Here is a 6,102-nt window from a genome sequence, read left to right on the forward strand (position 1 = left end):
AGATTTTTCCGACTCGAAGTATCTGTCTGAGAAATAGAATTTTCTGAAGGAGTTGCTAAATAGAAAGAGGAAATCTGTAGATAGTTTTCTTGGAAATTTTTCCCATTTTCCCACTTCACTCTATTTGTCGGTTTAAATAAAGTACCTTTTTCCAGGGAAAACTCTAGATTTTTCCGACTCGAAGTATCTGTCTGAGAAATAGAATTTTCTGAAGGAGTTGCTAAATAGAAAGAGGAAATCTGTAGATAGTTTTCTTGGAAATTTTTCCCATTTTCCCACTTCACTCTATTTGTCGGTTTAAATAAAGTACCTTTTTCCAGGGAAGACTCCAGATTTTTACCACTCCAACTATCTATCTGAGAAATAGAATCTGTCGAAGGAGTTGCTAAAGAACAAGAGAAAATCTGTAGATGGTTTTCTCGGAAATTTTCCTGATTTTCTGGCTTTAGTCTATCTAAGAAATTTGCCTGTCTAAATAAGGTTGGTTTTGACAGAAAAGATTCCCGATTTTTCCGACTCGAAGTATCTATGTGAGAAATAGAATTTTCTGAAGGAGTTGCTAAAGAAAAATCTGAGAAATTTTTATGTCTGAATAAGGTTGGTTTTGACAAGGAAAACTCCAGATTTTTCCGAATCGAAGTATTTGTATGAACGATAGAATTTTCTGAAGGAGTTACCAAAGAAAAAGAGGAAATCTGTAGATAATTTTCTCGGGAATTTTCCCCATTTCCCTGCTGAGGTTTATCTGAGAAATTAGTTGGTCTAAATAAGGTAGCTTTTTCTGGGGAAAAATCTGGAGTTTTCCGACTCAAAGTATCTGTTTGAGAAATGAAATTTTCTAAAGGAGTTACCAAAGTCAAAGAAGAAATCTGTAGATGGTTTTCTCTAAATTTTTCCCAACTTTCTAGTTTCTGTCTATCTGAGAAATAAGCTTCATTTTGACCTAGTCTTTTCTGATTACTAGAAACTTGCCATTTTTCATAAACCGCAGAACCATACATCAGACCTTTCTTAACTCCCATCACCCCAGGTTGTAACTCCCAGGCAAACTTATCTCCTTCCGGAGTTAAAAAGCGATGGTTTTTTCCTGAATAAATTACCGTCCCGCTAGACAAAGTAATCTTCAATATTTCCTTAACACCACTCCGCCACTGTTTAGCAACTTTTGCCTCCCAAACTTTCCTCCCATCAGAAGTTAAAATTACCTCTCCACTCTTAACATTTTCGATTGCCACTCTCGAACCATCTGGTTTATCGATTAAAGTTCCCTTTGGCAAACACAAAACTCCATAAGTTTCTTGCAAAATCGGCTCTAACTTTGGATCTTGATATTCAATTTTCTCCCGTCCATGTTTCCGATCAATAAACTTCGGAATTAAACCCGCATCTAAAGGTCCGGGACGATACAAAGCCAAGATAGAAGAAATATCTTCAATAGAAGTAGGCTTCAATTTTTTCACCACATCTACCATGCCAGAAGATTCCAATTGAAATACTCCTTCCAAATCTCCAGATTTAATCAAGTCGTATGTTTCTTTCACATCACCTGGCATTTTCTTAATCTTGCCTCTTGCCAAAATTTCCATTGCCTTTCTTTCATTAGCGGGTAACTCGTCTGGAACTAGAGGAATATTATGATTTTTCTTAATTAAGTTGGCAGTATTCTGAATAATAGTTAAATTTTTCAATCCCAAAAAATCCATCTTCAACAAACCAAGGGATTCTATATCTTCCATGTGATACTGAGTAATCACCGAGCCATCATTATTTCTTTGCAAAGGCACAATTTCATCCAGAGGTTCTTTAGAAATTACTACTCCTGCCGCGTGTACTCCAAAAGTTTTATTAGTTCCCTCAATTCTAATTGCCATCTCTATCCATTGCCTGACAGAAACTTTATAAAAACTTCCCCCTTCATTATCTTCTATTTGTATTTCTTTATTCTCAAAAGCTTCCTTAAATTCTGGGGCAGGAGTCTCATCAGAAATCATCACCTTTAACTTAGCTGGTTTACCCCTGGCAACAGGAATTAATTTTGCCATTTTATTAGCTTCCCCAAAGGAAACACCCAACACTCTCCCCACATCTTTTAATACTGCCTTAGATGTCATCCTGTTAAAAGTAATAATTTGAGCAACTCTCTCTTCCCCATATCGTTCAGTCACATAATCAATCATTGCATCTCGGTTTTCAATACAGAAGTCTGTATCAATATCTGGCATTGATTTCCGTTCGGGATTCAAAAATCTTTCAAATAACAAGCCATGATGCACCGGATCTATATTAGTAATTCGCAAAGAATAAGCAACTAATGAACCAGCAGCACTTCCTCTACCAGGACCTACAGGAATATTTTCATCTCTAGCATATTTTATATAATCCCAAACCACCAAAAAATATGTAGAGAAACCTTTATCCTGAAGAACTTTCAATTCAGTTTCTATTCGCTCTTTATAAACTGCCGAAATTTCACTTCTTTGTTTAAGTTTCAGCCTTTCCAATAATCCTTTCCAAGAAAGTTCTTCTAGATAAGTATCGGCATTATGTTCTGGTGGAATTGGATAATCAGGAATTCTTGGCTCCCCCAATATTCCCTCATATTTTTCAACTTTACTTTCTACTTCTAACGTATTAGCGATCGCTTCTTCTATAATTTCATTTTCTAGATGGTCTCTAAATAGTTGCTTCATCTCTTCAGCAGACTTTAAATATTCGGTGCCACTATACCGCATCCGTTTTTTTTCAACTATTAGTTTTTGAGTGTTAATACACAACAAAGCGTCATGTGCTTCTACATCTCGACAAGAAATAAAATGAGAATCGTTTGTAGCTACTATTTTTATTTTTAGTTTCTTAGCAATTCTAGCTATTCCAGTATTTACTACTCTATCTTCTTGGAAACCATGGTCTTGTATTTCTAGATAATAATCTTCCCCAAATAAGTCTTTGTACCACTTAGCTATTTTCTTGGCTTCCTCATATTTTCCCTGCATAATATTTTGCGGTACTTCTCCTGCCAAACATCCGCTAGTTACTATCAAGCCTTCGTGATATTTTTCTAGTAATTCTTTATTAATACAAGGTCGAGCAAATATGCCTTTTCCTTGAAAACCATGGAGATGAGAAAGGGTTGTTAGTTTGACTAAATTTTTATAGCCTTGAGTATTTTTTGCTAATACAACTTGGTGAAATTTTTTGCCTCTTTGTTGTTTCTCAATTTCTCCATTTATCACATACATTTCATTGCCAATTATGGGTTTAATTCCTTTATTTCTACAGAGTTTAATTAATTGAATCGCCCCATACATTACTCCGTGGTCTGTCAGAGCAATGGCTGGCATTCCTAGTTCCACGGCTCTATCTATTAATTGTGGTAATTGGGATGCCCCGTCTAATAGGCTATAGTCGCTATGAATATGTAGGCCAACAAATGACATTTTTTTTAGATTTTAGAATAAATATTTTAGATATAGCAGGGAATAGGGAATAGAGAATAGGGAATAGTTGGAAAAACATTTCCTAGTTTAAGATTCATAATCAGTCTCTGTCCTAACCAATTCTTTCTTAGCTACAGCTTTATTCTATAAGGAAGAAGTAAGAAGAAAGAAGGAAGAAGGTTTATATTTAATTTTTGGTGCTGTTTATTTGAGTGAAAGTCTTTATATGTAAGCTTTTTAGGGTTTAATCAATGCTTATTATAAATTCAGCTTATAAATTATTCCTAAATATATTTGGAATTTAAACTTAATTTTTCAAAAAAAGTTCAAATGAGCTATTTAGGGGGTAAAAAGGGTGCAATAGCACAGCTAAATTTAGTTATCGCACTTTCATTAGCCATTTGTTATAAGTACTGATATGTAAGGGATACAGGGTGGTTGCTGGTTAAGAAATTTTCGTGTATTTTGGAAGTAAGTTATTCGCTCTGCGTAGGTGCTTATTAAGATGAATAAAGAATTTTTGGGTGGGAGTGCGATCGCGTATGGGAATATAGTTTTATCAGTTTTGGACTTTAACATCTATAAGCTGTTGACGGCTTAATAGTTGGTAAAAATATATTCATAGTTGAAAAAAGTTCTCTAAATCCTTATCCAGTCTTAGTGCTTCCAGGGGATGAGCCTAACGCACTTCATTTTTGGCTAAGAAATGATGGTTGGGGAGAAGTGCAAGATACTATAGTCAAATTCAATTTAGTACCTAAAGGTTATCCAATTTCTTTTGAAGAACCTTACTTACATGAGCTGCAAATAGATGACTTTTTGGATTCAGTTAATGTCGATATTTCAAGTGCTCTTAGAGAAATTGGTGTAGATGTTGATTTTATAATTGGCTTTAATAAATATGAAGAAAAATATCGATCACTCCATACAAAAATGGGGCGATATTTTTTTAACATAGAAGAATTTATGAAAAATAAAGAAGATGAGGACTATAAACAATTGATGAGTGCTTTGGGAATATTTAAAGATAGTGATATCAGGAAAAGACGAACATTTGCAGCAATGGTTGTTGGAGAAATTTACTTTACTGGCAAGACCGTTAACGGTAATTTTAAACGCGATACTATCAAATTCTCTTCAGAAGTTACACTTTTAGTTCCTGGTGGCTATGGTGGTGCGGCTAGTCCATCTTACCAATATATGGTGCAGCTAGATATTGATAGAGATAATTATAAAGCTCGTGTCCAGGGAAGTGGATCTTCTGTATCTCAGTATTTGAGGTCAGGTGATATAGATCGTTTTAATATTCGAGTCGGCGCACCAAAGTCTTCTCTACATAAGTTCAGGATTCGATTGATTTATAACGATAACCAAAGTTTTCTGTCAGCTCCTATCAGTCTCAATATGTTTGTGCCAAAATCTGAGGCAAAAAGTATAAGAGGATTGGATATGCTTCGTCTTGAGCAAGGCAGAAGATTTGCATTAAAAGGAGATGCAGATATTGCAATTAATAAATTTAAGGTTGCAGAAATTGTTATTAAAAAGCCGAGCAAACCTACTGCTTAGTGTCCGACAAATCACTCAAGTCAACACCGGAAAGCAAACAGCAGGAATAGATAAGGAGGTTGTGAATACCCCTGCGCAGCGAGTGAAACTTGTCAATGAATGGGAAATGCCCAAGGCAGCGAGTTTGAATTCACAATTATCATGCAGCAAAGCGAGAAAACACAACCAGATATTCCCTTTATTCATCTGGACAATATGGCTATACTCGTCGTCGATGATAATGCTAGTAGCCGTGAAGTTTTGAGGAGTCAGTTAGCTTCCTGGGGCGCTGAGGTTGTGACAGCGATAGACAGTCCTAGTGCCATTACATACTGCGAAGACCGAGTGCAACAAAGTAATCACCTGGAGAAACCACCCTTTGATATTGCTCTTATAGATCTACAAATGCCAGGCATAGATGGTTTAAAACTGGTTCAGCACCTCAAAGCTGATGCCCGCTTCACATCCCTAGCGCTAGTAATGATGACTCCCATCAGCAATCAGTATGATATTTCTGTTTTGATAGACCGGGAGGTTCAGTTATGTATTAACAAGCCAGTGAATCCCACTGACCTCTTCAATGCTCTAGTCGCTGTGAATGATAGTAGTAGGGTATTGCGAGAAAATCAATTGTTTCCAGATGTGGAACCAATCAAGGAATCTGTAAACCTTCAATCTGCAAAAATAGTGGAGCATGATTGTGCATCTGTGAAATCTTGGCCAGATGGTACAAGAATATTGCTGGTAGAGGATAATCGGGTCAATCAATTAGTGTTCAAGGGTTATCTGAGAAAACTTGGTTTAACAGCTAAATTAGCAAATTGTGGATTAGATGCCCTATCTGTATTAGAAGAAGCTATTGATAATGAACCTTATACCTTGATTTTTATGGACTGTCAGATGCCAATAATGGACGGTTACGAAGCCAGTCTCTTGATTCGTCAAGGCAAGGTAGGCGATCGCTACCGAAAGATTCCTATCATTGCTGTGACTGCTAATGCGATGAAAGGAGATCGGGAGAAATGTATTGAAGCTGGCATGGATGACTACATAAGTAAGCCAATCAAACTACAGCATTTGTCTAAAATTTTGGATAAATGGCTTTAACGAAGTCAGAAGT

The 6,102-nt window shown here is 36.2% G+C and carries 4 protein-coding genes; 3 read left to right on the forward strand and 1 reads right to left on the reverse strand.

The features are described from left to right. Positions 1–3,437: DNA polymerase III subunit alpha (dnaE, locus tag AC3DU7_RS22205; protein ID WP_488041479.1), on the reverse strand; the 3,437-nt coding region annotated here is incomplete at its 3' end. Between the two features lie 723 nt (positions 3,438–4,160). Between dnaE and AC3DU7_RS22210 the strand changes: the two genes are divergently transcribed. Genes AC3DU7_RS22210 through AC3DU7_RS22220 form a run of 3 tightly spaced genes read left to right on the forward strand, consistent with a single transcriptional unit; the run spans position 4,161 to position 6,089 of the window. Beyond that, positions 4,161–5,003, forward strand: coding sequence for a hypothetical protein (locus AC3DU7_RS22210; RefSeq protein ID WP_488041480.1), 843 nt, complete (start codon positions 4,161–4,163; stop codon positions 5,001–5,003). Continuing rightward, complete coding sequence (locus AC3DU7_RS22215) at positions 4,930–5,247, forward strand: reverse transcriptase N-terminal domain-containing protein (RefSeq protein WP_488041481.1); 318 nt, start codon at positions 4,930–4,932, stop codon at positions 5,245–5,247. Before AC3DU7_RS22210 ends, AC3DU7_RS22215 begins: the two co-directional genes overlap by 74 nt. Then, a complete protein-coding gene (locus AC3DU7_RS22220) occupies positions 5,145–6,089 on the forward strand; it encodes a response regulator (RefSeq protein WP_488041482.1) in 945 nt (314 codons plus the stop codon). Before AC3DU7_RS22215 ends, AC3DU7_RS22220 begins: the two co-directional genes overlap by 103 nt. Positions 6,090–6,102: the final 13 nt, after the last annotated feature.

Source organism: Okeania sp. (assembly GCF_983059655.1).